This window comes from Pseudomonas sp. CFBP 5748, from assembly GCF_053850495.1.
On sequence record NZ_JBSPTN010000003.1, the window covers coordinates 431,205 to 454,374 of the forward strand.

The 23,170-nt window shown below is 52.6% G+C and carries 20 protein-coding genes, 2 tRNA genes and 2 pseudogenes; 10 read left to right on the plus strand and 14 right to left on the minus strand.

Annotated features, from left to right (window positions below; genetic code table 11):
• Positions 1–843: 843 nt before the first annotated feature.
• Both ACWNZ1_RS09420 and ACWNZ1_RS09425 read left to right on the plus strand, forming a co-directional pair.
• Positions 844–1,548, plus strand: a complete 705-nt coding sequence (locus tag ACWNZ1_RS09420) for an F-box domain-containing protein (protein WP_456027582.1) — start codon at positions 844–846, stop codon at positions 1,546–1,548.
• Positions 1,545–2,165: a hypothetical protein gene (locus ACWNZ1_RS09425; RefSeq protein ID WP_456027583.1), complete on the plus strand. Its 621-nt coding sequence runs from the start codon at positions 1,545–1,547 to the stop codon at positions 2,163–2,165. The genes ACWNZ1_RS09420 and ACWNZ1_RS09425 overlap by 4 nt, the downstream gene beginning before the upstream one ends.
• A 183-nt stretch (positions 2,166–2,348) precedes the next feature.
• On the opposite strand, the gene ACWNZ1_RS09430 is transcribed toward ACWNZ1_RS09425, so the two are convergent.
• Positions 2,349–3,257 (minus strand): hypothetical protein, encoded by a 909-nt coding sequence (locus ACWNZ1_RS09430; RefSeq protein WP_456027584.1) that lies wholly within the window; start codon positions 3,255–3,257, stop codon positions 2,349–2,351.
• A 184-nt stretch (positions 3,258–3,441) separates the two neighbouring features.
• Between ACWNZ1_RS09430 and ACWNZ1_RS09435 the strand changes: the two are divergent.
• The 4 genes and pseudogenes from ACWNZ1_RS09435 to ACWNZ1_RS09450 all read left to right on the plus strand — a co-directional run bounded on the left by ACWNZ1_RS09435 (position 3,442) and on the right by ACWNZ1_RS09450 (position 5,893).
• Positions 3,442–3,652 (plus strand): annotated as a pseudogene (locus ACWNZ1_RS09435) (hypothetical protein).
• Between the two features lie 420 nt (positions 3,653–4,072).
• Positions 4,073–4,546 carry a hypothetical protein gene (locus ACWNZ1_RS09440; protein ID WP_456027585.1) on the plus strand — a complete coding sequence of 158 codons (474 nt, stop codon included), beginning with the start codon at positions 4,073–4,075 and terminating at the stop codon, positions 4,544–4,546.
• Positions 4,547–4,668: 122 nt separating this feature from the next.
• A complete protein-coding gene (locus ACWNZ1_RS09445) occupies positions 4,669–5,106 on the plus strand; it encodes a hypothetical protein (protein WP_456027586.1) in 438 nt (145 codons plus the stop codon).
• Between the two features lie 109 nt (positions 5,107–5,215).
• Positions 5,216–5,893 carry a DUF2971 domain-containing protein gene (locus tag ACWNZ1_RS09450; RefSeq protein WP_456027587.1) on the plus strand — a complete coding sequence of 226 codons (678 nt, stop codon included), beginning with the start codon at positions 5,216–5,218 and terminating at the stop codon, positions 5,891–5,893.
• Positions 5,894–6,579: 686 nt separating this feature from the next.
• On the opposite strand, the gene ACWNZ1_RS09455 is transcribed toward ACWNZ1_RS09450, so the two are convergent.
• The 12 genes and pseudogenes from ACWNZ1_RS09455 to ACWNZ1_RS09510 form a co-directional block, all read right to left on the minus strand.
• The gene (locus ACWNZ1_RS09455) at positions 6,580–6,792 is read right to left on the minus strand and encodes a KTSC domain-containing protein (RefSeq protein ID WP_456027588.1); all 213 of its coding nucleotides are present in this window, start codon (positions 6,790–6,792) and stop codon (positions 6,580–6,582) included.
• An 8-nt stretch (positions 6,793–6,800) separates the two neighbouring features.
• Positions 6,801–8,573 (minus strand): ATP-binding protein, encoded by a 1,773-nt coding sequence (locus ACWNZ1_RS09460; RefSeq protein ID WP_456027589.1) that lies wholly within the window; start codon positions 8,571–8,573, stop codon positions 6,801–6,803.
• Positions 8,570–9,754 (minus strand): SIR2 family protein, encoded by a 1,185-nt coding sequence (locus ACWNZ1_RS09465; RefSeq protein ID WP_456027590.1) that lies wholly within the window; start codon positions 9,752–9,754, stop codon positions 8,570–8,572. The genes ACWNZ1_RS09460 and ACWNZ1_RS09465 overlap by 4 nt, the downstream gene beginning before the upstream one ends.
• Before the next feature lie 54 nt (positions 9,755–9,808).
• Entirely contained in the window at positions 9,809–11,212 is a 1,404-nt protein-coding gene (locus ACWNZ1_RS09470) for a DUF2130 domain-containing protein (protein ID WP_456027591.1), read from the minus strand.
• 510 nt (positions 11,213–11,722) lie between these two features.
• The gene (locus ACWNZ1_RS09475) at positions 11,723–12,076 is read right to left on the minus strand and encodes an HNH endonuclease (protein WP_456027592.1); all 354 of its coding nucleotides are present in this window, start codon (positions 12,074–12,076) and stop codon (positions 11,723–11,725) included.
• A gap of 255 nt (positions 12,077–12,331) precedes the next feature.
• A complete protein-coding gene (locus tag ACWNZ1_RS09480) occupies positions 12,332–12,622 on the minus strand; it encodes a hypothetical protein (RefSeq protein ID WP_456027593.1) in 291 nt (96 codons plus the stop codon).
• Entirely contained in the window at positions 12,622–15,096 is a 2,475-nt protein-coding gene (locus ACWNZ1_RS09485; RefSeq protein WP_456027594.1) for a toprim domain-containing protein, read from the minus strand. The genes ACWNZ1_RS09480 and ACWNZ1_RS09485 overlap by 1 nt, the downstream gene beginning before the upstream one ends.
• 122 nt (positions 15,097–15,218) lie before the next feature.
• Positions 15,219–15,440 (minus strand): helix-turn-helix transcriptional regulator, encoded by a 222-nt coding sequence (locus ACWNZ1_RS09490; protein WP_063321337.1) that lies wholly within the window; start codon positions 15,438–15,440, stop codon positions 15,219–15,221.
• Between the two features lie 77 nt (positions 15,441–15,517).
• On the minus strand, positions 15,518–16,177 hold the full coding sequence (locus ACWNZ1_RS09495) for a hypothetical protein (RefSeq protein WP_456027595.1): 660 nt from the start codon (positions 16,175–16,177) through the stop codon (positions 15,518–15,520).
• Positions 16,168–17,487 carry a tyrosine-type recombinase/integrase gene (locus ACWNZ1_RS09500; protein WP_456027596.1) on the minus strand — a complete coding sequence of 440 codons (1,320 nt, stop codon included), beginning with the start codon at positions 17,485–17,487 and terminating at the stop codon, positions 16,168–16,170. Before ACWNZ1_RS09500 ends, ACWNZ1_RS09495 begins: the two co-directional genes overlap by 10 nt.
• 160 nt (positions 17,488–17,647) lie before the next feature.
• A tRNA-Leu gene (locus tag ACWNZ1_RS09505) sits at positions 17,648–17,734 on the minus strand.
• A 383-nt stretch (positions 17,735–18,117) separates the two neighbouring features.
• Positions 18,118–18,362 (minus strand): annotated as a pseudogene (locus ACWNZ1_RS09510) (cell wall hydrolase); the annotation flags it as partial.
• Between the two features lie 158 nt (positions 18,363–18,520).
• Between ACWNZ1_RS09510 and ACWNZ1_RS09515 the strand changes: the two are divergent.
• On the plus strand, positions 18,521–19,567 hold the full coding sequence (locus ACWNZ1_RS09515; protein WP_456027597.1) for an acyltransferase family protein: 1,047 nt from the start codon (positions 18,521–18,523) through the stop codon (positions 19,565–19,567).
• 400 nt (positions 19,568–19,967) lie between these two features.
• On the opposite strand, the gene ACWNZ1_RS09520 is transcribed toward ACWNZ1_RS09515, so the two are convergent.
• Positions 19,968–20,041, minus strand: a tRNA-Cys gene (locus ACWNZ1_RS09520).
• Between the two features lie 283 nt (positions 20,042–20,324).
• On the opposite strand from ACWNZ1_RS09520, the gene ACWNZ1_RS09525 reads away from it, so the two are divergent.
• From ACWNZ1_RS09525 to ACWNZ1_RS09535, 3 genes are all read left to right on the plus strand, one after another.
• Positions 20,325–21,554 carry an MFS transporter gene (locus tag ACWNZ1_RS09525; protein WP_135845648.1) on the plus strand — a complete coding sequence of 410 codons (1,230 nt, stop codon included), beginning with the start codon at positions 20,325–20,327 and terminating at the stop codon, positions 21,552–21,554.
• A gap of 118 nt (positions 21,555–21,672) precedes the next feature.
• Positions 21,673–22,188, plus strand: coding sequence for a sigma-70 family RNA polymerase sigma factor (locus tag ACWNZ1_RS09530; RefSeq protein WP_135845649.1), 516 nt, complete (start codon positions 21,673–21,675; stop codon positions 22,186–22,188).
• A complete protein-coding gene (locus ACWNZ1_RS09535; RefSeq protein WP_256453183.1) occupies positions 22,189–23,154 on the plus strand; it encodes a FecR domain-containing protein in 966 nt (321 codons plus the stop codon). It begins immediately after the preceding gene.
• The last annotated feature ends 16 nt before the right edge of the window (positions 23,155–23,170 follow it).

Genomic DNA, 23,170 nt, shown 5'->3' on the forward strand with positions numbered 1-23,170 from the left:
CTTGATTTTAGATGGTGCCCGAAGCCGGGGTCGAACATACCGTCTAAAGGACGCTATTTTACTGGATTTATCTATTATTAATCTCGGCATGTATACCTAAACGTATACCTAAAACGGGAAGTACCCTTATCTTCTCCGCCTCCAGCCGGTCGCCTATGCCGACGCCCTCCCCGTTTTGCCGTCGGCGGGTGGCGCTTGTGATCATCATTGTCTCCCCGTTTAGGGATGGTGGTTAGCAATGCACGTTTTGAAGAGATGGAAAAATAGTTTGGCCGCAGGAGCCGATTCTGCGAATCGCTAATCCTTTTGACGCAGCACCTCCCAACATTCCCCCAAATTCGCCCAAGACGGCGATTTCCTAAAAAACTACGAATTAATGATTGAAACAGGCGGGGATCGGTACTTCGGGCGAAGACTCCAGACTTTTGACCTCCCCCTACCCAATGTCTATATCGAGCAGCATCAACTGCCCTGGTTGCGTTGCCCGATGGCGAATTACGGATAAACAACCAATCAAGCACGCCCCTTCGTATGCGACCCTGCGCCGGGTCTCGAGTTACCCGCTAGGAGCGATTACGATTCGTGATCGGAGTCCGCTTTGATTATTGACCGAGAACGGCCAGAAACGGACGTCGGCAGAAGCCCCCCAACCCGCGGGGGCGTGATACAGACCGCATCTGTTTACTAGCATTAGTATCAGCTGCTTGAAGCGACCTGCTCTAGTGCTCATGAAGAAGATCTGCCTTGTGTTCACGGCAAATTCAATGTGTAGTTTTACACCAAGAAAGTCGACATGGTATACGAAGCATAACTCATGAACTCGCTACCACAAGGAAGTGAACAATGTTGAATGCCGTCATTTCTGGCAAGAAACGAGGCACTGGGCTTGAAGGTGCCCGGTTGATACTCGGCCAAGCAGAGGGCGCGGAAGATGTGATCACGGCGAGTGTCTTCGAACGTCTTTCTTACTTGCCAGACGATTTATTCAGTGCCACGTTAACCACGTTGTTGGGCGTAGCCTTTGGTGCAATTGAAGAGATCGACTTTTGGCCATCGTGGTACCTGCCTGACGGTCGTCGCGTCGAACCCGATGTCGTGATAAGCGATGGGCAACAGTCGCTATTGGTGGAGGCCAAGCGTCATGACTATTCTCGGCAACAATATGCAGGGCAGCTGGCGGCAGAGCTGCAAGCCGGTTGGGCTGAGGGCAAGCTTGCCGAAAACTGTATCTTGCTGACTCTCGGCGGCTTGACCGATATAAGCCACAGCACACATAAGGAGTTGTATCAAAACATCATCACAGCCCTACCTGTTGGCAATGACACCCGATTCAAACTGGTCTGCTGTAGCTGGCAGCGGCTGTTCTGCATATTGGAAGACGAGTTGAAGAAAGACTCTGAGCCAGGACTGCAACGGATGCTTTCCGACGTCTCCGACTGCTATTCCTGGCATGGTTTGCACACTCATCGCATGTTATGGCTAAGCGCACTGAAGCCAATCCATTTAACTACAAACCCAAGTATCTTCGACAAGTGGAATCTAAAATGAATCAAGATCTTAACGCGGCCTTGCTCGATGTCCGCCGCGCTTATCGTTTACTGGCCAACTACCAGAAACGTCAATTTGATCTGCTTTCTTACGTCCGCAACAAACTGGAAGCCGTATCTTACTATCAAGATTATGCATTTTCTCGCCAAGGCGACCTGCGAGGATTGGAAAACCAAGCCAGCGCCGGGTTGCGTTTCCTGCCCTTCCTGGACATATCTGCGATCTGGCTGCGTCACCAAAACCAGGATGAGTTTTGGGACAATCACCTACCTGGCGATTTGATGTTTGGTGCGTGGGTTCGCAGTGATACCGGATTCGATAAATATCAAGGTATCTACACTGAAGAAACAGCCGAGGTATCCAAAAGCATCCTCGTTCTATCTGTTGTAATTTGTGACAAACCAAACGACAACCCAGGAAACTGGTATAACAAAGTCTGGAATCCACTGCCTTATCCAGAAGATGGCGAAGTGGGTACCACCGAATCCGTTCCAGGGTATCGCGTGTATTCCAATAGTATCGACTTGGCTGAGTTGGCCGACCAGCTTTCGGTGGATGCAGCCATCGAAAAATGGCGAAAAGATGCTGCAACTGCTCTAAGCGTCTCCCTGATATGACGGTTCCAAAATATTGAATATCCTTGGCGGAACAGCTGACGCTGTTACAGTTGCGACTCCTTTTGCCCCACTATTATTTTCAGAAACGGTTAAAAAAAAGTTCGGTGCCTGCTGAGTTATTTGTTTTTTCAATGCAGCTCCCTGGAATCAATCAAGGCCTTTAGCATCAAGGCCTTCAAGGCATCACGACTCGCCGCGATAAATGTCGAACAGCTCACAAAAAAAGCGGTTGTAGGCCGCAGATCGCGGGTCCCGCCGCACCACCGCTCGAAGATAGAGCGAATGCACGGATGGCCTCCGTCGCGAACCTTGCCGGATGGATTCACCCCAGACTTCGCCCGTGACCGTTACCCGAGGCGCCTGTCGTGCCACAGGAATGTGCGAATAACACCAAAGCTGCGCCCAAACGTTGGGCCAAAGATTGGACGGTAGGGACTGCCGGGATAGCTTGATTTCCACCACTAGCACATGCCCGGTTTTTGCATTGCGAAAGACCAAGTCCGGCGATGCTCGCAGCGGCTGGCCGCGCACGAGCAGTTCATCCAACTCGACGAACGGAACGGTATCGCTATTTAGGTGCAGGCCCTGATGCATCAGGCGCCAACCGTCGCCTCGCCTCGCCAGCATGTTGGCATTGGCGATGGTCCACACCTCTCTCGCGCCTATGTACTCACGGTTGCCAAGCTCGAAGATCAACTTTTCCGCCTCCAAGCCGCGCTTCAACGCATCTTCATCATTGCCTGGTCGGCCATAGAGGCTATACACCCAACTCCCGAAGGCCGATGCCGTAGCTTCTGGACATTCGGGTCGCATGGCACGCGCTTTGGCCAAAAAAGCTGAAGGTTGTAACTCGAATGGGCCTAGGGATGGAGGGCGATGTTGCTCCCAATACATCCCGCCTCCGAACACATTCTCTCGATATACCTGTCTTGAGACTTCGTAGCCGTCATATACCTCAACATCATCAAATAATGCGCACATGCGTTTGTTTACCAGCCGTTCACGCGCTAGGGGACGCGCCTCATCGCCGGCGTAGTAAATGAGATCTATTGTCTTAGCACCTTCAAACGAAGGTTCATGGTCAGAGTCCATTACGGTGTCCACTCGAAACGAAAGGCCCAATTCGGAGATGAAACCTCATTCAACCAAACGGTGATTAAGCAGGCTACACCGTAATCATCCACTTTCCTCCTAACCGTTGGGACTGGAAGCTGTGTTGGCTGGACGCTTACTCTCAATCATCACTGCTACGCTGATTTCTTACGGAGAATTCACGATACCAAACTCTGACCTGCTCCCTTCCCTGCTATTCAAGATCATCGAAAACCAACTCGCCCTTAAGGCCGCCATCCTGGAGCTTTCAAATTGGGTCGAGCAGCGCAGATCGGCCGACGACGCACGACAACGTGCGCGGCGCCTTGGAAGCCATCGATAAGAATGAGGAGTTCATCAAGATGACGCTCGCGGTGATGATGACGCCGGAGTGAAAGCAAACCGACAGCTTTCAGCCCAGAGTGTGTAAAAATACTTCGCCAAAAATTGAAGTGTGAGCATCTACGTTAAATCTGAAATTTATCGGGACGTCAGCAAATGTGGATTTCGCGTAGAAACGCGATTTCCAGTCCGATTTTGAGTACCTATCGCGCTCAAAAACGTTTTTACACAGCTTCGGCCAAAAGCAGTCAATCGTATTAAATCGATGGGGCTGGGATTGTGAGCGGCTCTCTCCGAGGTTAGCCTTGTGCTAACCCGAACACCGCCAGCTAAGGGAACCGCAGGAATGGTGTAATCCATGCTTCTACCTCGTCCTGTCTATCCCAGAGCGGTCTGCTGGTCTCATCTCGTCATGTTATCTACCACACGGTGCGTTTATACGCACAATGTTATCCAATAAGGTCTTGCCAGACATGAAATTTGAGGAATTAGAAACTCTTGAAGCCTACTTAGGCCTTGTTGAAGCAGAGCTTCTGAAAGAAGAAAGGCAGCAACCTGTTGCGTACCCCAAAGAAGACACTTCGCCATGGAATAGTTCGGAACTTGAATCAAAGAATAGCGAACTGCTTGACCTAGTGTCCGGCTCGGCAAATATCTACGCAATATTCACAGCGCCCAAAGGTTCAAATGAATACTCTTTACGCTATATAGGAAAGAGCACTAGAAAATTAGCCCGACAGCGGGTCAGAAATCGTCTTTTCAAAAAGCATGAAGCAACCGGATCAAAGCTCTCCAGCGTAATACAGCACGTGGAGTCTGGCGGCAGCATAAAAATATCGTGGCTCACAATAAAACCCGAATCCTTGCGAAATTACTTAGAAGAAGAATTAATCCAAAAAAATAAATCCGCCAACTGGAATCGTGAAAATGCAAAACAAACGATTTAAGGTCGTTCGCTTCGCACACTCTAGACATTAGGCGACCAGCTATGGACGAGGACGACCACGTACGTGATGTGTATGCCTTCTATGGACTAGCCATATACTGGGCACAGTGCGTGGAGCAGTCCATGTTCATTCATCTTACGTTCTTGGACTTCTTCCCCAAGAATGTGAAGAACTTTAAAAACTCAGAGAAGTGGGCTTCAGACTTTGATGCCTATGAAGAGAAAGAACTTGGTAAAACAATGGGGCGGTTGCTTCAAAGGCTGAAGGATGAAGGGCAACCTACAATCGAAGTCTCCACACTACTGTCCACGACTTTAGAGAAGCGCAACTGGCTAGCGCACAGCTACTTTTCCCATCGCGCCGTCGAGTTCACGCACGAAGCAGGTCGAGCGGGAATGATCGAAGAGCTACAAGGCATAACCGATCTATTCCGTGAGGTCACCGCAAAACTCGATACCATAACAATGCCAATTGCTCGTCGTTATGGCTACACCGAAGAAATGGAAGCGAAAGCCAGAGAGGAATTGTTCGTTGAACTGAGCACGCAACACAAGCCATGAACGCGCCTAGAAAATCGCCTAACTGGTCGGTCAAGCGGACGCTTGCCTTGGGCGTTAGGTACTCATAGATAGCGACAAGGAAACGCTCCGTGCACAAGCGAGGAAAAAAATGAAGATGTACTACTTAACTTCAGAGAAGTGGGCGAAAGTCATTCTGCATGAGCGGCGCCTCAAGCTATCGACCATAGCAGAGCTAAATGATCCTTTTGAGTTACTCGGTGCATCAATAGGAGAACCTGCTGCACGCAAAGTTCTTAGGTACGTCCAAGGGCGTGTCGCCGATACGTTCGGCTTGGTGTGCATGAGCACGACTTGGCAGAGTCCGGTGATGTGGGCGCACTACGGCGACAAACACAAGGGCGTATGCCTAGGCTTTGAGGTGATCGAACACGGGCTCCGCGAAGTCACCTATGAGCCCAAAAGACTTAACAAACTTCTTGGGGAAAATCCCCGCTTGGGCAATGTGACTGCCGAAGTACTGAACACGCTACTCACAACCAAATCGGCGGAGTGGTCCTATGAGAAAGAACATCGCTTGATCGTTCGATTCGACAATGCAGTGCCAGGCCCCAATGGAATGCACTTCCTGCCGTTCAACAATGAACTCCTTACGTTAAAAGAAGTGATTCTAGGCAGTCGTTGCGATTGGACTCTGCAAGCAGTTAAGCGTGCGGTTGGCAAAGTACCGCATCAGGTCTCGCTCAAACGAGTGCGCCCGTCGTTCCAAGATTTCAAAATGGTTCAACAACGCAAGGAGCCTATTGTCTATGTCAAACCGAAAACCTAGCTTTGTCACGCAGCGCCTGACTACGTAGTTAGTGTCCGCTATGGGTCTAAGATGAATGAAAACGTTTTGGAGCAGGTTTTACAGTCAGGACTGGAATGAGAATCGCGCTTCTACACAAATTTCCGATCTGGCTGATGAACCAAACGCTGGCAGATTTTACGTAGCAACGCAGACTTCAAAACGGCGCATGCTTTTTCACACAGCCTCGGTCGGTTGTAGCCCTTTAAGCCGGGCAGAAATCGACCAGAAGAAGTCAGTCGGTGGTCAGAGGCTGCTTAGTCCCTTAATACGGCCATTCGCGGTAATGAACACCATCAACAAGATGAATTTCCATAAGCCCTAACACCCTGCGGATTTTCAGAAAAATTAAAAGGGTTACGTAAAATTTAGACTGCTTTTAGGCCGAAACTTTACGAATAATTCCGCGTAATTAAGAGTTCCCACAGAGTTCACCCGTCGATATCCGACGACTTGGACTACTCAGGTTTTTCATCCATGTCGTTTGCTGAGCAGGGATTATTTTTACTAGGCTAGAAGTTTGGTGCGCATTCTTGCTAAGCCAAATCCTAAAGATCAGAGATCTAGAGTCGTGCTTCACCGAGGAAGTCGCATTGCGATGCGAACCTCCTCTGAACAAAGTGTGATCCATGAATTTAAGCCAAAAAACCATGCATCATGTAACAACCCTATCCAACACGAGAGAAACTGTACACGTTTTTTACCCACTGCGCTAAATAACCTCCCACGGAAGATGCGCTTATCAACTCTTGGTAGACATGTTCAGGCACATCGTAATATTCGTATACCGCTCCATTCAAGAACTCCACTTCGAGAATTTTCGATGACTCGTCATGTCCAACAGAGGCGATATTTGAAGAGCTAACAGATAAACGTTCCATGATTTCTCCTATTGCGCATTATCTTGGTTTCTCCATGCCCGAACAAGCTTGGAGTAATCTTCCTCACCGCGTGCAGCGTTCCACTTTTCGCTAATTTTAGGGTCTCCGCTATTAGGGTATTTATCATCTGGTAAAACATTGAATCTGCACCGAGTAGGGAGCTGTGCTGCTTCTCCCACTATAATGGCCTCTCCAGTTCTAAGGATGGGTAGTGAGTCAACAATCCCGGCCAAGCCATCGGACATAGCTGCTTTGACTATCCCACGATCCGTCGAGTTATTTATACGCAGCGATATAATTGTTCCGCACTGAGATAAAATAGTTTCATCTATTTCGGATGGACGCTGACTAACAATCATGGCGCCGACCCCAAACTTGCGACCTTCTTTAGCAATCCGCTGTACCATTTCTTTTGAGTGCCCATTCTCTGACTTTCCAAGATAACGGTGGGCTTCTTCAAGGACGATAAGAAGGGGGCGCTCACGCATCCCCTCAGTGACATTTTTTCCCCAAATAGCTGACTCAAAGATAATATCGAGAAGTGCGCCCAAAAGAAGCGTCAACCGTGCCGAGGGCATGCCGGACAAATCAAATATCGTTATAGGCTTATCATGCCCAAGCCAATTCTCCAGAAGCCCATCTAAGTCTTTCTTGATCTTGCCCTCTTTGTCTGGATTCCAATCGCCCGGCTCCAGCAAGAATGAGTATTGCGTATCAAGCAGCCTTGATTTCATCAAATCAAGCTGCCTCTTCATTGCCCCAGTTCCACCCTTCTTCGGTAGTGATGAACCAGCCCCAGGAGGGAGAAATTTAGGGGCGATCAAATCATCAAAAGCCCCCTCTCCGCCAGGAGAATATGCCGGCGTAGTCATGGCAGCATCACTGTAATTAACACCGTCCTCATAACAAAGCTCATACCATATCTTCTTTAATCTATAAGGAAGCGGCGTATTACTTGTTATCTTATCAACATCTATATTTGGTATATCATTCTCAATGATGCCAAACCTTTTTTCATCAACGGTTTTATCCATGAAAAGTGATCGCTGAGAATCGTTTGGATTATTGCAAAGAAAATCAATAAGCTTATCTGGCGAGATACACCAGAACGGTATGTACAACTGATTTTCGCCCGAGGGCATGATTGAAAAGGTTTTGGCGACATCGCTAAGTGCTGGACCATATTCACCATGAATATCTATCAGCAAAACTCGCGCAGATGGTAAGGGGGATTCATCAGGCTTGATCACCATCGACCGAAGGATGCTTGCCGTGCTGGTTGACTTCCCAGATCCGGTAGACCCCAAAATTGCAGAATGGCGAGCGACAAGCTTATCCAGATCCAAGCTTATTTCAATTCCTTCCGAACTAGATAGACGGCCAACTTGGAAGTGACTATTTAAGTGCTTTCTGAAAATTAATTTCAGGTCGTTCTCGACGACAAAATGGACATGATCGCCGATGCTTGGGTACTCGCTTATGCCGCGATCAAAATTTCCGCCGATGGATTCTCCCACTAGCTCGACTTTTATCCATTTTCTCTCCGAAGACATTTTGGAATCGGCGTCGACAGTTGAGGTTTCGCTAGATTCGGAAATGACTCCGTATAGGTGGTTATACCCCAAAGGAATTTTCACGAAGCTTCCGACTTGCCCGATTCGATAATTGCGTCCTTCCAAAACGACAATTCCAGACTCCACTGAGGCAGCGAGTTCAACGGCCACCGAAGAGCTCGAGACGGCGCTTACAAGGCCCAGAAACGTTGGTTGGATGATTGTCATATTATCTCCTCTTGCACTTCCTGTGGTTCAGGAGGAACTGCATCTTGAGATATATCGCTACCAGCAGTTGCCAGAAAACGAGCTAGCCGTAGGAAATCTCCAAGCAAGAATTTATTATCTTGATAGTATTCTGCTCGAATTTCATGCCAATTTTTGGTTGGAGGGGTACCGATTTTCCACTTTGCTTCTACTCCATTAATCACAGCGCCATCGCTACAAAAAACACTTATTCCCGGGCACTTTAGCGCCAATTCCTTGGCGGCCTTTTCATCTGCCAGACCATTGAACTGAAAGGCAAATAATGCGGCGGTGGGGTTCGCCATTAGACACTCAAGCAGCCTCGATGAAATGTGGGCATCAGCAAAAGAAAATCCGGTGCTTAAAATCAATGTATCTGGTTCAAGGATGAAGTTCTTCAAACGATCAAAAAGAGAAGAAAATGGGGCTGCTTGCGTTTGATCGTATTTTATGTGCGATGGATAAACCATATTGGCGTTTTTAGAATTCGGTACGCGTACAACCTCTCCATTAGCATTTGACTCCCAGCCAATGGAGCCATGAAGCTTCCAAAGCCTTACCCAACGCGGGGGAAGGTCATTTTTTGAAATGCTGGAAGGATCAAAAAAAGCGCTCTTGGAACCGCTGAACCCATCAAAATAGGGTGTTCGAGCCCGCTCCAAGGCATTTTCAATTAAAAGATCATAGTTTGTTGTAAAGATTTCAATCGCATACTTTCTATTAATACCGTTAATCCATGATACAAGTTCAGAGTATGGATTTGCGCCCAATGGTAAGTCCTGCGCAACCACTTCCCGAATCGAATTGCATATTGCTTCGGACAAACCGGAGAAATCTTTTTCCGTAAAATCAAAGAGCATACCATCGCCAATAACCTCTGCAAGCATTCTGACGCGTGACAGCACCTTCTCTAGATTTGAGTCCGGAAATGAGGATTTTATTTGATTGTAAACTCCCCGCTGACTTTCCGAAAGTTCATGTAACACAATTTTTTCAAGGCCGGCGATATTTGGTATCAACGGCTTCCAAGTGCCGGCCTCACCTATGTTGATACTAACGGGGGCGCCTGCACCGAGCAGTATTCCTATTCTCTTTCTTCCATTTGTAGCAAGCTGGCGAAATCCAAACATGTGCTGGTCGGGGTTGTGCGAGGTATTTTCCATTTCTTACCTAATATATTAATTCAACGACCCTGATTGATTGAATAGATACTAATTTCATGGGTTTGCGATATTGCTTTTGAGATCGGAAAATTTCGCAGCCATAGTTGGGTTGCCGCGGGTAAGTTTTTTTATCGTAACATCCTGCGCTTTGTCGTTCGCTAGACGAAGGTTTCGGTCGGTACCTAGCAATGCCTCCTTCGTTTTTTGAAGATGGTCGATTGACTTATCAATTTCACTAATCGCCGTTTGAAATCGCTTTGAGGCCAGGTCAAAGTTTCTTGCGAATGCTGACTTAAATCCCTCAAGCTCAGATTCAAAGTCTGTGATGTCGATGTTTTGCGCCTTCATAAGCGCAAGCTCAGATTTGTACTTTAGGGCGTTCATAGCCGCGTTTCGCAGCAGCGTTATGATTTGAATGAAGAATTGAGGCCTGACGATGTACATTTTTGGAAAGCGGTGAAAAACATCAATGATTCCAGTGTTGTACAGCTCGCTCTCGGGTTCCAGAAGGGATACCAACACAGCGTACTCGCATCCTTTCTCAACGCGATCTTTATCAAGCTCTTTTAAGAAATCTTCATTCTTATTTTTAGTTGCAGTTCGGTCATTCTCATTTTTCATTTCGAACATAACGGAAACGATTTCTGTTCCTTCCTCGTCCGAATCGCGAAATATATAGTCCCCTTTACTTCCGGCTCGTGCATCATTGTCTTTTTCGAAGTATGCCCTTGGAAAGGCTGTGGCTCGAATACGATTGAACTCTGTTTCGCAGTGCTGCTCGAGGGTTTCACCAACCATCTTTGTCGATAGGCGCGCTTTCATATCTCGGAGACGCTCGATAGCGTCATCACGATCTTTTATCTGCGTTTCGTATTTATCCTTGAGCGATTTTTCTGCAAGCTGCTTTTCTAGTTCTGCTTTTTCGAGACCACTTTGCAGCTTATCTCGCTCTTTCTCGACAGAGCTAATGGCCTCCGTAATCGCAAGCCTTTTACCGATCTCTATAGACTCGAGCTTAGATTTCAACTCCTGAATTTCAGAGTCTTTGGTCGCTGCGCTCTTCTGCAATTCATTTAGAAGCTTCGCTTCAGCCAACTTTGAGGCCGATTCTTGTTCGCGGCGTGTCTGCTCAAGCTCGTAAGCAAGCGTGTCACGCTCTTTCTCTACAACGCTTAGCGCCTCACTGACGGCGAGTTTTCGCGCGACCTCTTCAGTATCAATCCTAGACCGCAGTTCTTGAATTTCTGCATCCTTGGTTGTCGTTGACCTCTGCATTTCGGTCGCGGCCTTGGCGATCGCTAGCTCAACGGCATTCCGCTTATCTTGCTCAGCCAGTTCAAGTCGCTCATGCAGCTGCTTCTCGAAATCGGTATCTCGAACCTGTTTCAGGATATCTGCGTATCCAGCCTCATCAATTTTGAACGCCTTTGCACAATGCGGACAGATAATCTCATGCATGTTTTCGCCTCCGTGCAGTTTCCTGAGTTTTCCTGGTGCCTACGGCCCCGCTTCCAGCTTCAGGCCTGCGCACTTCGCTTGCGTGCGTGTCGGCACACCAGAACGGCCGTTTCCGGGTCCCTTGGCTCCATCACCCTCCTTGCGACTGTAGCACATGGCCGCGTGCCATCAAGTCGCGCCACGCCATGTCCCCGGCTGCGCCTGTGAATCCAGATCAGCGTTTCCCACCACCCAGGCTACGAACGCACCAAGGTTCTGTTCCGCTATCTTCCGACCATGAGCGATCAGGTGTTCTTCTCTGACGAGTCGCCTTTCACGCATGCGTGCTCAGTGCAATTCAAACAGTCTCGATGCTTTGGCAGGGCAGCATCGAATAACCATCTGGGTCGATTGCTGCATGTGGCGAAGGGCTGCAATTAGCCGATTTCTGTCTGTCGCCACCATCAGCTTTGGGTCGGATGATCGGTTCCCGATAGACGTGTTCCAGAGCAGCCAAGACCACCTTGGTGATCAGAACAAATGGGGACCTGCTGGGAGCAGATGCCAGCCACCTTTGCTCAGCCGCTTCTCCACTAGAGCCTTGTACTCCTGCGGCTCAGGCGCGTCCTTGCGCTTATGACGGCGCTGATTGCACAGCAGGCAGGCGGCAGCAATATTGGACTGGGTATTTCTTCCGCCATCCTGCCTGGCGACTAGATGCTCTGCTGTGCACTGGAAGTGCCTAGCCTGCCGAAGGGAAAGGCCATGACGGCGGGCGAAGGCCTCAGGAGTATCGCGCCACATCTGGAAGCCGCAGTAATAGCAGCGGCCTCCTTGGCGATCGAACGCAGCGAAACGATGTTTGATAACAGATTTATCGGCCATGGCGGCCTCCTGTATGAAAAAGGAAGTCCGCTGCGCCGAAAGGCGAGAAACGGTACCAGTCGAGTCACTCGAACCGGCCCAACATCGCCCCCTTAAGGGAACGACAAGAGCAAATCTACGCCAAAACAAAAGCAGTGATCAAGTAGTCTGGAGGCAACCTGAACTGGTCAAGTATTCCCTGACACCCATGCAGGCGAAATCATCACCAATCAATTGTGTAAAAGTATAAAGCCCGGTAGTTATCCGGGCTAAACGTCACTCTACATTCGCTTCAGGCCACAGCATTCGGGCTTCAGCCAAGGCTTCGGTATGGGTCATCGGCTCAACGATCATTGTGAAGGGTCTGTACCCAGTCACGAGCACTGTCCAGTGACTGCTGCGGGCTTCACCATCGTTGGCCACAACTTCGACCATCAGCTCCAAACGGTGCAACTTGATATAGCGGCGCTCCTCCTGTGTCAGCCTGCTAGATGGTGAGACCCATAAGCGGTTGCCCACCACCTCGGCACTGAACCCACGGTCATGGAGATAGTCGATAACTCCCATCAGAAGGCCTCCGCGTCGGATTCATCGAAGGCCATGTCCGGCGAGGTACTGGTGGTGTCGGGGGATAGTTGCCGACTCGAAGTCCTGCAAGTCCCAATGTCCTGCTCGGGGTGATCGTCTGGCAGGACATCAGGACTTGCAGGACATTGCTTCGATAACTTTATCCCGATGCCCCACTTCACCGTCCCCCCAGATTTACCCAGGGACTTGCACTCGATGCCTATCTGCCGAAGAGCGGGAGCAGCACGTCGCAGGGCGTCCCCTAGCCCCTTAGCGGAACGGGGCCACGAATCGCAGCCGGTTGGACGGTACTGTTCCAGGGCACGCAGAATATCCTTTGCCGGGGCGGTCACGCCGTGCGGACGCGCCTCGACCAGTTCCACTACGGCTGCAGCTACCGGACTAGCGTCAATGGTGCGAGCCAGACTTTCCTGCCGACTGGCTTTGAACTCGTGCAGGAAGTCCTCGGGCTCATGACCTGCTGCGGCGGCGACAGCCATACCGAGGCGAGCAAATTCAACCAGCCGCGGACGATCGTCGGCGGGGATTTGCATCTGCGGCAATAACTCCAGCGCCTTGGCGAAAATATCCAGCAGCGCCGCCAGCAAACACGGACGCTCGGCTTCGTACTCCCGCCAAAGGTCTGTTACTTCCAGCCGCTCGCTGATAACCGGCGTCTCGATGGTGATCGTTCTGTCCACCAGATCTTGCGCCGTGACTGCCGCAGATATGCCGTTCAGCACGACGGGGCGCTTCACGCTGATAACACTTTCGTCGGCATCCGAGTACAGCTTGCGCTTGGCAAAGCCGCCTCCGGTTGCCAATACGCACATGGCATCCTGAGTTGCTGCGGGCAAGTGCGAGACGTTCTCCAGGCTCACTACCGCACACACACCAGCTGAAACGAATAGGTCCTCCGACGACCTCGGAGCACTGCGCAAAGGGCAGGAATTCGGATCAATAAGCTGGCGCAGCGCTGTTTGTGTCGTGCTCTTCGCACTACCCTGCTCGCCCAGCAGCTCCAGCACTGGATAAGGCGTATCAGGACGCAGGCATTCGATCAGCCAAGCCAGAGCCAGCAGACGGGAGCCGTGCGGGATGTTCGCCACGTGCCAAAGTTGCTCGATCGATCCACCTGGAACTGGAGCTGGAATCGGCTGCATGGATTCAGGTCGAACGAACATGGCCTCGGGTGACTCGGCGATCTCCCACTTACCCGGCCGAATGCGAACCGCTCGGCTACTGCCTAGTACAGCCAGGTCGAGAAAGTAATCACCAGCGGCACCAGCAGTGCGCAGGTGTACCTCCTGACAGTCTCCATGGAATCGGCCGAGGCCGCTCAGGGTGCCCAGCGCCTCCCGGACCGATTGATCTCGGGGCGCCTTTCCGCTGTCCGAGTAAAATCCGGCGACCAGTGCATCTCGGAACTGGCGCGCGGCTAGATTACGCACTTCGCCCGTCGTACGATCCCGGGCGAAGACGTCCTTGTTTTCATCGTGGAACAGCTCGAAGCGTTGCTCCACGAACTTCACCAGTAGAGACGCCTGGCTCTGCTTTTCCTCGGCATCATCACCGGGCTCGAAGTGTTCCTCGACTGGCTGCTGATCGTCGTCTTCGAACTGGTGATTGCAGGGAGCATCCACCATTTGCAGCAGTTGCTCGACGGTGCCACCCGCGTCCAACCAGTCGGACACGTCGCCCTTCGGCAGCAACCCTGGAAGGCAGAGCACGCGAACTTCGGCCTCTGCCAGACTCAGCGCCCGACAAACCTTGTCAGCGTGCTTATGTCCCGGTTCGTCGTTATCCGCCAGAATCACTACGCGGCGGCGCGCAAAGGGTTCATTGAGAGCATCAGGCCACTTGCCAGCGCCACCGGCATTGCAGGTTGCGACCAGCCCCAGCGATTCCAGGCGAAGAACGTCCTTCTCGCCCTCCACGACAAACACTGGCGTATCCCACGGCGCGTCCAGCAATTGCGGCAGATGGAAGAGAACCTGACGCACGCCCTTCACCGACCACAACCAGCCACCTTTTCCGTCGGGGCGGCACTGGCGAAAGTCCTTTGGCTCGAAACGGACAACCTGATACAGAACGTTGCCGTCCTCGTCGGTGTAGTCATAACGAGCCGACACTTGGCCCCTGACCGGAAGGACATCAGGACTTTCACGACTTGGGGCCGGATGTTTTTCTTTTAGGCCGTGCTGCTCAAGCCAGGCCATTTGCTCGGCCCGACTTGTGATGCCGGTTTCCCTGGCAATCAAATCCAACACGCCGCCACCGCTTCCGTCTTCGTGCGAGTGCCATACCCCCTTTCCCAGATCAACAGATAACGAGCCATGCGCTCCGAACCGAAGCTCGGTTTGCTTGCTCATTGCGGTATTTGGCTCGCCAAGAAGGTACCGGGCTACTGGCCCAATCATGGATTTCAGCCAAGCCGATCCCGTCGGCGCATGGGCGCCGTTTTGACTTTTCATGGGTTACACCCCGCGCTGCTTGGCTTTGCGCCAGGACCAGTTAGAAGGAGACGGGAAGGAATCAACGTGCAGGGCGGCCATTACGCGAAGCTTCCAGGAAGCTGTAAGCGATGATGAATGGCTCATACTGCGTCTCTCGCTTCAATCTTGGTCCGTAACCAAGCCTCCACCTCAGCCAAGACGTAATAAGCCGCGGCTTGTCGGCTTTCGTTGGCCTTAATTGGCTTCGGGAACGTCGGGTCTTTCTTGCGGAGTTTGTCTAGGCCAGAGCGGGACAGGTCCAGCCATAGACAGAGCGCTGGCTGACGGATGAGAGCTTTCGGGGGAATTGTTGCTGGCTGCATTTGAGTGACTCCGTATCGGGTACAGAGTCATTTTTGTTGAACCCCCGATTGCTGTCGCAGTGTTCAAAAGAGATTAGTTAGAGGCTTATTTCCCCCCTTTTTGCACGTCGGATCAATTTTTCATATTCGACAATGTCCGCTGGCACCTCGACTCCTGCAGCAACGAGAAGCTCTCGGGCGAGCTCTGCTGCTTTGCGTTTGGTCATCTTCGCTAAGGAAGACTGCCGTAGCTTGTCCGCGGTATCAGCCAACAAATCATCTCGCGGATACTTCGGCTTCACGCCACGAATAGTTGGAGCCGCCTCCAACTTCTGCTCGGTAATGTCCAACACATCGGACACCATGGCGGCCTTCGTCATAAGGTCAGAAAGCAAGCCACCGCTGAAAAAGCACCCATGGCTTCGCCAGCAGGCGTCGTTGATGTAACCCTCGGCGAAAGGAGGGAGATTGTTTAGCCCCCGTAACGTTTCCTGAAGATGCAGTTGCACCTGCCGTACATGGCGAAGTTCTTCGTGGCGCGCGGGGCCTTTTTCCGTTTCGCGGATGACCGCTCTGTAGGACCCAAGCCTTTCCTTGAACCATTCCTGAAGATCGCCGTCGTGATGTCCGGCCAAGTCAGCGATAATTGCCCGCGCAGCATCAGACAGGCTTTCATCGACCAAATCACCTGTACCCCATTCGGGTTGATTGTCGAATACTGGAAGTGCCTTTGATCGCTTGCCCCTTTTTATTTCCATGCTTGTAGCCCCCTCTCCACGCTCACCACATCAGTGTTCCGGTGTGCAAAATCATAGGGCGTGATGTGCTTTTCCCGGTTGGCGTCCAGGTAGTCAGCCCACCACGTCATCATCAGCCGACGCTCTTCCAGGTGCTCAGCCTTGTGGATATAGGCCGCGCGCACGCCGTTGCGCTCTTGGTGGCTCATTTGCCGTTCAACCGCGTCACGCGACCATAGGCCGGACTCGACCAACGCGGAACAGGCCATAGTGCGGAAACCGTGCCCGCAAACCTCTATCTTGGTGTCGTACCCCATACGGCGCAGTGATTTGTTTACGGTGTTCTCCGACATTGGCCGCCAGTAGTAGTGATCTCCTGGCAGCACCAGATCAAAACGCCCGCTAAGCCGGCGTATCTGCTCTAGTACTTCCAGCGTCTGGCGTGACAACGGGACAAGGTGCGGAGTCCCCATCTTGGCTCCTCGGTGCGACCTCTTGACGCCCTCGATTGGTGCCCGTTCGCCGGGAATCGTCCACATGCTCCGGGTAAAGTCGAACTCAGACCAGCGGGCAAAGCGCAGCTCACTAGAACGAATGAACACCAGTAGAGCGAGGCTTACAGCAAGACAGGTAAGCGGTCGTCCGGTGTCAGCCTCGCAGCGTTGCAACAACTCCGGCAACCGCTCAAGGGGCAAGGCCGGGCGGTGTTTGGTCTTGCGGGTGGCAGTCCCGCCCACCAGATCAAGCGCCGGGTTGTATTCGATAAACTCGCGCTGAACGGCGATTCGCATGATTCCGGCGATGCGCTGGCGCAGTCGCCCAACCACATCAAGCGCGCCGCGCTTCTCTACCGCCTTCAGACAGGCCAGCAGGTCGCGGGTTCTCAGGTCGGATACAGGGCGTTTGCCCAGCATGGGGAAAAGATCGACCTCGATCTCTTTCAGCACCCTGACCGCGTGATCCTTCGACCATTTGCCGGCCATGCTGGCGTGCCATTCCAGGGCCAGCGCCTCAAAGGTGTTCCCCGCCTCATTGGCCGCCTCGATCTTTGCTTGCTTAGCGCTCTCGATGGGGTCTTGGCCATGCGCCAGCAACTCGAGTGCATCGGCTCGACGCGCGCGGGCGGCTTTCAGACCGAGAGCCGGGTAGTTGCCGAACGTTGCCAGACCAGGCTTACCGCTTGGCTTCTTATACTTGAAGCGCCAGACCTTGGTGCCGGTGGCCCTTACAAGCAAAAAAAGCCCTTGCCCGTCGAACAGGGTGTAGTCCTTTGCGCGGGGTTTGGCGGCCTCGCATTTGGGGTCAGTAAGAGGGGTTACGGTGCGCGCCATAGGTATACGCCTCGATATCGAACCGATATATACCTAAACGTATACCTAAATCTTGGGGCTGTACAGGAACATACGGGGATATTCAGACACAAAAAAACCGGCTATAAGGCCGGTTTCTCTAGGTTTCAGGTGTTTACGGGAACATCTGAAATCATACTATTGGTGCCCGAAGCCGGAATCGAACCGGCACGCCCTTACGAGCGGGGGATTTTAAGTCCCATGCGTCTACCAGTTTCGCCATTCGGGCGGTAGCGCGGTCAAGCTGGGTGGAACTGGCAAATATCGGATTGGCCAGTTTCGAGCCTGGTGCAGCAGAGGGAGGAATATATACATCCCACCCCGTCGAAGCAAGGAGGCCCAAGGCCTTTTCCAGACAAAACTTTTCATTGCCTCGAAAATAAAAAAGCTCTGTAGATCAAAGATCTACAGAGCTTTTTAAAAGTGGAATTCGAAGTCGGAATCGAACCGCCGTAGGTGGGATTTCAATCCATCCACTTTGTTCAGCTTTTCAATAGCTTAGCATCGGAATCGTCCCGTAGGCTACAGATTTTTGACGGTCTATAGCAGGGTTCCATGGTCGATATCCACTGACGCCGGCGGTGGTACTGGCCGCCGACCTGGCCCGGGAATGGCTAGCTGCTTCGGCAGGATATCCTTGGCTCCGATCAGGTCGGGGTCGTTCAGGTCGCTTTGTTCCAGCAGCCGAACTGGTATGGCTTCAGGCAGAAACCGCCATAGCCCTCGCCCCACCACGAACGGTCCTTTCCGTCGAGCACGCGATAGGCCACGGAGATCTGGCCGGCGAGGCCTTCACCCTTTGTTTCACCCCACAGAGGGCGCGCCAGGCTGTCGCGCCCCTTCTCGGTTACGGTCATAAGTTTCCTCCAGACAGAAGAGTCCTGTCTCAGTCGGAGCAAAAGGATTTGTCACTGTTTGTAGAAAAAGATATCCATTCCGATACAATGCCGGCCCCATAATCCCTCCGGTGATGTCCTAACTGATGACCATGCCAATCGCGCCTAATGGAACCAGAGTGTCGTATTCCTACAGAGTGGAAGCTCTGGATTGGCAGCGAGGACTACTAGCACTATCCATCATGATTTATCATCTAATGTTCTGGCATGGAGAAACAACCACTGCCTCGAGCGTTATCGGTCGCTTAGGCATTTATGCGGTATCAATGTTCTTTGTTCTTTCAGGCCTGAGCATGGCCATCGCCCATGAGCGTTACGAACTAACAATAAAAAGCTCCATTCAGTTCTATATCAGACGAATCTTTAGGATATGGCCGTTACTTTGGCTAGCTATTTTCGCAGTCACAGCCAAAAGCCTGCTACTAAAGAACGAAGACATATCGATATATAAAATACTGTTAAATCTAACAACAGCCTTTGGCTTTATCGAGCCATCCGCATACTTGAATACAGGCGCGTGGTCAATCGGAAATGAAATGGTGTACTACGCATTGACACCGATCATTCTTGTAATTTATCGCAGAAGCGTGACCGGAGGGAACATTCTAGCTTTGGCCTCCATCGCAATCGGGGGGGGCTACGCATTAAATCTTCTTACCCCGGCCCAACCACTTGAGCTCCAGTGGAATACATATATACACCCACTCAACAACCTATTTTTTTATGTCATGGGCGTTGCTATATACTACAATGCAAAACACCTAAAGCCACAGCTCGCACTACCAGCCGCATGCATCTTTTTATCGGCATGCATCTTTGCGATCTTCCCAAGTGGCAGCGACAACTCATCTATTGTAACGAGCCTCAACCGCCTGGTTTTTTCCTCAGCCTCGGTACTGATGGTGTTCGGTTTTTTCAAAATAACGCCAATTCTATCGAAAACGCTATCCAGCCCCCTAGAGAGGCTGGGCATCATTACATATGGCGTTTACCTTCTGCACCCCATCGTGAACTCTGCAGTGACTATGTTATTTGCCAGGCTCGACTGGCAACTGGGAGCACCGACAAGGATCCTTATTATTTCGCTGGCCACCATTGCAGTAGCAAACATTGCGTATGAGCTTATTGAAAAACCAATGATACGACTTGGCAAAAAATTAGCGTGAAATCGTCGCCCCGAGGGCATAAACACCTGCGGGGCATTCAACCTGCCTTAAATGCCGCAAGCTCTTCAAGCGACATCACCTCAGTGTTCTGCCCAGGCAGAGATCTGTTCAGCACACTCCCCACTCTGAACCCCGCGAGGTTTATGGAGCGCTTACTGTGCCATTATCAGCAACGCCCACGCATGAGCCAGGCGATGTTACGCGAAGCAAGGGAAAAGGCAGTTGTTAAGGCTGCGGCCGAGGGTGACTGACTCTACGCTGAGCACAGCTACTACTCGTCAGCTCCAATTCCAGGATATTCGACCCAAAGCAGCGAGCGAAATTGAGGAAATCACCGCACATCGCTTAGAAGCAGTCAAAAAAAAACCCGTAACTCATTGAGCTACGGGTTTTTCAATAGTGGAGGCCGAAGTCGGAATCGAACCGGCGTAGGTGGATTTGCAATCCACTGCATAACCATTTTGCTATTCGGCCTCAAAACGCTTGATGCAATACAGCCACATCAACCGCGTACAAACCTGATCAGGAAACAGAGCACTTATGCAGCGCTATCTCCTTGAAAACATTGAGATTTTTTACGTCCCAGTGCGTTCGATGGGCGCAATTATGGACTCATTTGCCTAAGCTGACAACCCCTTGATTTCAAAAAAAAATCGTCGATTGTTCGGCTTCCGCAGGCGCCTGCTGCATTTTTTTCTTGCTCAGATCCACACAACTGTCGGATAAGACTCAGCCTTCCGCCTCTGCGAGTCTGTCCATGCCCCGTGCCGGTATCCCCCAGGGTTCGAGCGTTCGCTTGCTGATCTATCTGTTGTTTGCGATCCAGCTGGTTTCCATGGGCGCAATGGAGATGAGCGGGCCGTTCTGGCCCGTTCACCTGCGACAACTGACCAGCAACGATGCGGTGTTCAGCTTCGCCAGCACGGCGGTGTATGTCGGCCCTATGCTCGGCATTATCCTGACCAGTGCTTTCTGGGGCCGTATCGGTGATCGCTACGGGCATAAATTGATGATGATTCGGGCACTGGCCGGGTTGTCCCTGACTCAGCTTGGCCTGGCGCTATGCAACGATATCTGGGTGATCCTGGTCCTGCGCTTCCTGCAGGGTGCGTTCGCCGGGTATATCGCCCCCGCCCAGGCCTATGGCGTGAGCATCGAGGCACCCTCGCGGCGGGCCAGGCTGTTTGCCATCCTGCAGATTTCCACCAATGTCGGCTCGCTGCTGGGCGCGGTCGCGGGCGGGCTGATCCTGGACCATGCCACGTTTTTCTGGATCAACATCGTGGCCTCAGGCTTGTGCGCATTGTGTACCGTGATCGCGGCGTTGACGCTGCCCGACGTAGCGCCGGCCACGAAGACAACCGCCAGCAGCGCTCCCTCCGCCCCCTCGCGCCCCGGGCTGTATAACCCGCTGACTTTATCGCTCCTGGGTATCATGGGTCTTCTGCTTCTGGCGCGAATGCTCCCGCAGACTTCGTTTTCGCTGTATGTCAGCTCGACCTTCGACGTCAGCAATGCCCTGGTCGGGCTCTGCTATGGCCTGCTGGCCCTGGGCTTTATCCTTTGCGCAACGTCCTGGTCGCGCTACTTCGAGCAGCGCAACCCGACTCAGACGCTGCAGGCCATCACCGCCATCGTGATCGCTTGCATAACCCTGACCGCCATGGCCGGCCTGACGCGTCAGCCGTTGGTCTTCGCCATTGTCTACTTCGCCTGGGGCGTCCTCTTGGGCGCAACCACCCCGGTACTGACCGCGCTCATCTCCAAAAGCACCGACAACAGCCGCCAAGGCCAGGTGCTGGGACTCGCCCAAGGGGTTTCGCAAACGGCGTCCATCATCGGCATTTCCCTGGGTGCCTTGCTCAGCCAGGTCTATGGCCTTCAATACACCTACCTTTACGTCAGCCTTGCCTATGGCGTGGTGCTGTTGCCCTTGGTGCTACTGCGCTACAGGTCGGTCGGCGTGCTGGACCGGGCGAGCGAATAGCGGTTCTCATCCCCCCTGCCCCAACACAATTGCTCATTGCCGCAGGATGATCTTGCGTGCCGCCGAGCACCTCCACTACTATTGGGAATAATTCTCACTATCAAAAATATAAACAGCCATGAGCGATCCCGGTTCAGCGACCAACGATTGTCATCTGCGTACCGTCGCAGACCTCTACAGCGGACACCATGGCTGGTTGTACGCCCGACTCTACCGCAAACTGGGCAATGCGCTGGATGCCGCAGACCTGGCGCATGACACCTTCATCCGTATCCTCGCCTCGAAGGTCGCGGTCATCGAAGAGCCACGCGCGTACCTCAGCTGCGTGGCCGGTGGCATCCTGGTCAACTGGTTCCAGCGCAAGGCCTTGGAGCGTGCCTATCTGCAGGCACTGGCGCTGCTGCCCGAACCCGAAGCGCCCTCGCCGGAACGCCGCCTGCTGGTGCTGGAAACCCTGCATGAAATCGACGCCATGCTCGACACCCTCCCCGGGCCGGTCAAACGGGCGTTTCTGTTATCGCAAATCAGCGGCTTGAAATACAACGACATCGCTCATCAGTTGGGAGTCTCGCTGATTACGGTCAAGCGCTACATGAAGCAGGCCTTCCTGCACTGCCTGATGTTGGTGGACTGAATGCCTGCTCGCGATAATCACGCCGTCGATCCCGCCATCCTCAATGAAGCAGCCGACTGGCTGATGCGCCTGAGCGAAGGCAGTGTCAACGACACCGAGCGCCTGGAATGGGAACGCTGGCGCAACAGCAGCACGGCGCACCGCCAGGCCTGGGCACGGGCCGAATTGTTGCTGAGCAAACTGCAAGGCTTGCCACCGGCGTTGGCCATGCCGGCGCTGGACCGTCCCAGCAACCCCGAGCGCCGTGCCGCCATGGGCAAACTGGCGACCTTGCTGGCGCTGGCGCCACTGGCCTGGGGCAGTTGGAAGCTCAACGACTGGCAGAACTGGACCGCCGACTACCGCGCGCCCGTGGGCGAGCGTCGCGACCTGACATTGACCGACGGTACTCGCGTGACGTTGAACACCGACACCGCCATTGATGTGTATTTCGATCAGCGCCAGCGCCTGTTGCTGTTGCGCCGCGGCGAAATATTGGTGCAGACCGCACCGGACCCGTCGCCTGTCGCCCGGCCATTCAGGGTGGAAACCCACGAGGGCCGGATGCAAGCGCTCGGCACACGTTTCAGTGTTCGCGAAGAGCGCGGGCACACCCGCCTCGCCGTGCTCGAGGGCGCAGTCAGTATCCAGCTCAAAGGCATTGGTGAGAAAGTCGTCGAGGCTGGTCAGAGCAGTGGTTTCACAGCGTTCGCCATTGACGGATTGAAACCTGTCGATAAATCGGTGCTGGCCTGGACCCAAGGCATGCTGATGGCCGACAACATGCGCCTGGCCGATTTCATCGGTGAACTGACCCGCTATCGCAACGGCGTCCTGCGTTACGACCCGGCCATCGCCGACCTGCGGATTTCCGGTGCCTTCCCCATCAGCGACACTCCACGAACCCTCAACATGCTCGCCCGGACCTACCCAATCCGCGTCACTTCGCGCCTGGGCGACTACTGGATCATGTTGGCACCGGCGTGAGCCAAAAAAATAATCG

Coding starts and splice junctions, on each gene's coding strand:
- ACWNZ1_RS09420 (WP_456027582.1), top strand. CDS start 844: ATGTTGAATGCCGTCATTTCTGGCAAGAAACGAGGCACTGGGCTTGAA.
- ACWNZ1_RS09425 (WP_456027583.1), top strand. CDS start 1,545: ATGAATCAAGATCTTAACGCGGCCTTGCTCGATGTCCGCCGCGCTTAT.
- ACWNZ1_RS09430 (WP_456027584.1), bottom strand. CDS start 3,257: ATGGACTCTGACCATGAACCTTCGTTTGAAGGTGCTAAGACAATAGAT.
- ACWNZ1_RS09440 (WP_456027585.1), top strand. CDS start 4,073: ATGAAATTTGAGGAATTAGAAACTCTTGAAGCCTACTTAGGCCTTGTT.
- ACWNZ1_RS09445 (WP_456027586.1), top strand. CDS start 4,669: ATGTTCATTCATCTTACGTTCTTGGACTTCTTCCCCAAGAATGTGAAG.
- ACWNZ1_RS09450 (WP_456027587.1), top strand. CDS start 5,216: ATGAAGATGTACTACTTAACTTCAGAGAAGTGGGCGAAAGTCATTCTG.
- ACWNZ1_RS09455 (WP_456027588.1), bottom strand. CDS start 6,792: ATGGAACGTTTATCTGTTAGCTCTTCAAATATCGCCTCTGTTGGACAT.
- ACWNZ1_RS09460 (WP_456027589.1), bottom strand. CDS start 8,573: ATGACAATCATCCAACCAACGTTTCTGGGCCTTGTAAGCGCCGTCTCG.
- ACWNZ1_RS09465 (WP_456027590.1), bottom strand. CDS start 9,754: ATGGAAAATACCTCGCACAACCCCGACCAGCACATGTTTGGATTTCGC.
- ACWNZ1_RS09470 (WP_456027591.1), bottom strand. CDS start 11,212: ATGCATGAGATTATCTGTCCGCATTGTGCAAAGGCGTTCAAAATTGAT.
- ACWNZ1_RS09475 (WP_456027592.1), bottom strand. CDS start 12,076: ATGGCCGATAAATCTGTTATCAAACATCGTTTCGCTGCGTTCGATCGC.
- ACWNZ1_RS09480 (WP_456027593.1), bottom strand. CDS start 12,622: ATGGGAGTTATCGACTATCTCCATGACCGTGGGTTCAGTGCCGAGGTG.
- ACWNZ1_RS09485 (WP_456027594.1), bottom strand. CDS start 15,096: ATGAAAAGTCAAAACGGCGCCCATGCGCCGACGGGATCGGCTTGGCTG.
- ACWNZ1_RS09490 (WP_063321337.1), bottom strand. CDS start 15,440: ATGCAGCCAGCAACAATTCCCCCGAAAGCTCTCATCCGTCAGCCAGCG.
- ACWNZ1_RS09495 (WP_456027595.1), bottom strand. CDS start 16,177: ATGGAAATAAAAAGGGGCAAGCGATCAAAGGCACTTCCAGTATTCGAC.
- ACWNZ1_RS09500 (WP_456027596.1), bottom strand. CDS start 17,487: ATGGCGCGCACCGTAACCCCTCTTACTGACCCCAAATGCGAGGCCGCC.
- ACWNZ1_RS09525 (WP_135845648.1), top strand. CDS start 20,325: ATGCCCCGTGCCGGTATCCCCCAGGGTTCGAGCGTTCGCTTGCTGATC.
- ACWNZ1_RS09530 (WP_135845649.1), top strand. CDS start 21,673: ATGAGCGATCCCGGTTCAGCGACCAACGATTGTCATCTGCGTACCGTC.
- ACWNZ1_RS09535 (WP_256453183.1), top strand. CDS start 22,189: ATGCCTGCTCGCGATAATCACGCCGTCGATCCCGCCATCCTCAATGAA.